The sequence below is a fragment of the Paenibacillus sp. AR247 genome, from assembly GCF_002968895.1.
Taxonomy (GTDB): Bacteria; Bacillota; Bacilli; order Paenibacillales; family Paenibacillaceae; genus Paenibacillus_AQ; species Paenibacillus_AQ favisporus.
This window is the reverse complement of the sequence record NZ_PCZT01000099.1, coordinates 1-3,802: the sequence shown is the minus strand read 5'-3', so window position 1 is coordinate 3,802 and position 3,802 is coordinate 1. Positions and strand designations below refer to the sequence as shown.

At 57.8% G+C, this 3,802-nt stretch carries 2 protein-coding genes; both read left to right on the top strand.

All coding sequences use genetic code 11. From position 1 onward, the window contains the following. Window positions 1-211 (top strand): hypothetical protein (locus tag CPT76_RS38595; protein WP_219845512.1); only part of this gene is annotated, 211 nt, incomplete at its 5' end. Then, window positions 198-3,802: invasin domain 3-containing protein (locus tag CPT76_RS36260; RefSeq protein WP_308737738.1), on the top strand; the 3,605-nt coding region annotated here is incomplete at its 3' end. The genes CPT76_RS38595 and CPT76_RS36260, both read left to right, overlap by 14 nt.

Below are 3,802 nucleotides of genomic sequence, written 5' to 3'. Positions count from 1 at the left end.
CTCCTATAATGATTCAATCTTAGGTTTAGGAGTTGATCATATTGCTTTGGCGATGGAAACAGGCTGGATTGATATTCCTTTGTTTATGCATCGGGCTTCCATCCATTTATTCATTTCCGCCTGTACAAGCATTCGCTTCTTCAGCGGCTGCGCCTTACGATATTCAAGACATAGCGGCTGGCGGTTATCACTCCCTCATGCTGACAGCTGACGGTACCGTTTGGGGTTGGGGGGGCAACGAGGCTGGCGAAGTAGGCAACGGGACGAGCGGGAATAACGTCCAGCGTCCAGTGCAAGTGCTGCAAACGGGCGGAACGGTCCTGACGGGCGTAACCGGAATAACAGCAGGCACCTGGCATTCAGCCGCCCTAAAGTCGGATGGAACCGTCTGGACATGGGGATTCAATAGGTATGGACAGCTTGGCGACGGAACCATGACGGACCAATCCCAAGCCGTTCAAGTGATAACTTCCGCTGGGGTGCCCCTCACCGAAGTAAAAAGAGTTCAAGCGGCAGGCCAAGAAACGTTTGTGATTAAAAATGACGGTACTCTGTGGGGCTTCGGGATCTCCGGCACATTGGCGGGTACCGACAATTCCAGCAATCGGGCGGTCCAAATCAAAGCTTCGGCCAATGCGTATTTAACCGGTGTTAAGGATGTGGCCGGCAGTCAATACCACGTGTTGGCCCTCAAAGAAGACGGGACGGTCTGGGCTTGGGGGTATGGCGGCTATGGAGCCCTGGGAAACGGATCAACAAAAGATGCCGAATACCCGGTACAAGTAAAAATGAGCAGCGGAGACCTCCTAACGGATGTCGTTGATGTTGCCTCGAATGATATTGCCTCATTTGCATTAAAGAGTGACGGGACGGTCTGGAGCTGGGGGAACAATTTGTACGGTAACCTCGGCAATGGAGGTGGAAACACAACGACTGCCGTCCAGGTACTCGACTCAACAGGCGCACCGCTTACGGATGTCGTTGGGGTTGCAGGCGGTATCCAAATCAACGTAGCCATGAAGAGCGACGGTACGTTATGGTGGTGGGGTCTTCAAAATTCGGGATATCCCAAAGCGACCAAGGTGAACCTAGCCGGCGTTACCAGCTTCTCGGCCGGAGCCAATTTTGGCGTCGGGCTGCTGAGTGACGGCACGATATGGAGCTGGGGGTGGAACACCGACGATCAGTTTGGAGTGGATACCAACAAGCTCACATATTCCACAAACCCGATCAGGACCTATCCCGCAGGCGCAAATTTTGCAGCGAATCCTGGATCGGTTCAGGCAGACGGGATTAGCAAGTCAGCTATTACAGTTACGCTGAAGGATGGGATTAACGAGCCGCTTACAGCTGGTGAGGGGCAGCTCGAACTAATGTCTACGCTCGGTCGTCTTAGCGAAGTAACAGATAATGGAAACGGGACCTACAGCGCCGAATTGACGCCGGGCTCTGAAGCAGGTACGGCGAAAATTACGGGGACGATCAACGGCTATCCGTTGCCCGGGCAGGGATCGGTTGTAATCACACCGTTAGCGGCATCGACCGAGGCATCCACGCTTACTGTAAATCCCCTATCCTTGACCGCGGATGGGATGAGTAAAGCAACAGTTACCGTACAATTAAAAGATGCGAACGGGAACAGCCTGACGGCCAGCGGCGGATCAGTAACGCTCAGTACGACGGCAGGGACATTGGGTCCGGTCAGCGACAAAGGGGATGGCACCTATACAGCCATTGTGACCTCGCCGACCACTGTGGGAACGGGTGTCGTCAGCGCGAAGTTGAACGGACAGGCTCTGAGCCAAACGGCAAATGTAAAGTTCATTCCCGGAGCGGCATCGGCATCCCAATCCGTTCTGTCGGCGAGCCCAACGACGCTTACGGCGAACGGCAGCAGCAAGTCGACCATCACTGTTCAACTGAAGGATGCGAACGGCAACAACTTGACCGCCAGCGCTGGAACGGTGACGCTCAGCACAACGGCGGGAACGCTGGGTGCGGTAACGGATCGCGGAGACGGCAGCTATACAGCCCAGCTTACGGCACCGGCAACTGCCGGTACGGCCACGGTCAGCGGGAAAGTATCGGGAACATCCATGAGCCAGACGGCCACCGTCGGCTTTGTCCCCGGCCCGCCTTCTGCCGCCAAGTCCACGGTAACTGCGGCTCTATCGTCGATCACGGCAGACGGGAGAAGCAGCACAACCATCGCTGTTCAATTAAGAGATGCGAACGGCAACAACTTGACGGTTAGCGGTGGACCGGTGACGCTGAGCACGACGGCGGGGACGCTGGGAGCGGTAACGGATCACGGCGACGGGAGCTATACAGCCGAGCTCACGGCGCCAACCGCTGCCGGAAAGGCTACGATCAGCGGCAAGCTGTCGGGAACAAGCTTGTCGCAGACTGCTGCCGTAACTTTTGTCCCAGGTGCGTCTTCCGCGGCCAAGTCAACTCTGACGGTAAGTCCGGGTACCCTTACGGCCGATGGGACCAGTAAAGCGACAGTTACCGTCCACCTTAAGGACGCCTACGGAAACAGCCTGACGACCAGCGGCGGAGTCGTGACGCTGGGCACGACGGCCGGCAAGTTAGGTCCCGTGACAGATCACGGCGACGGCAGTTATACAGCCGAGCTCACGGCGCCAACAGCCGCCGGACCGGCCGTCGTCAGTGGGAAGTTGTCAGGCACGGCCCTGGCGCAGACCGCCGCTGTGACTTTTGTTCCAGGTGCGGCATCCGCCGCCAAATCGGCCTTGAGCGCAAGCGAGAGCGCGATCACGGCGGACGGGAGCAGCCGCACGAAGGTTACCGTGCAGCTTAAAGATGCCTACGGGAACCAGCTTACGGCCAGCGGCGGTCCCGTGACATTAAGCACCACGGCCGGGGCATTGGGAGCGGTGACGGATCATGGAAACGGCAGTTATACGGCTGTGCTTACAGCACCGACGGCCGCCGGAACGGCGGTGATCAGCGGGAGGCTGTCGGGAACAAACATGGCACAGACAGCAACTGTCCATTTTGTTCCGGGTGCGGCATCCGCCGCTGCATCAGCTATTTCCGCACGCGAGAGTTCGATCACCGCGGACGGCAGCAGCCAGACGTTGATTACCGTCCAGCTGAAAGACGCCCACGGGAACGACCTGACGACAAGCGGCGGACCGGTGACGATCAGCACAACAGACGGGACGCTGGGCACCGTAACGGATCATGGTGACGGCAGCTATTCGGCCGTGCTTACGGCACCGACAGCCGGTGGACCGGCGGTAATCAGCGGGAAGCTGTCGGGAACAAGCTTGACGCAGACAACGACCGTCCATTTTGTTCCGGGTGCGGCATCCGCCGCTGCATCGGCCATTTCCGCACGCGAGAATTCGATCACGGCAGACGGCAGCAGCCAAACGTTGATCACGGTGCAGCTGAAGGACGCCTACGGGAATAACTTGACGACGAGCGGCGGAGGCGTAATGCTCAGCACGACAAGCGGGATGCTGGGCACCGTGACGGATCACGAAGACGGCAGCTACACAGCGGTGCTTACGGCACCGCTCGGAACCGGCAAGGCAGTGATCACCGGGAAGCTTGATGGGGTTGATCTGGAAGGGAAGACAACTGTTGATTTCGTACCGGGAGCAGCTTCACCGGAGACGTCCTTATTAACGGTCAGTCCGAATGTGATCACCGCTGATGGACAGAGCACTTCCACTATCACCGTTCAGCTTAAAGATGCCTATGGGAACAATCTGACCTCAAGCGGGGGAGACCTTGTGCTCATGGCCGACTCAGGTTCCATTAGCGAAGT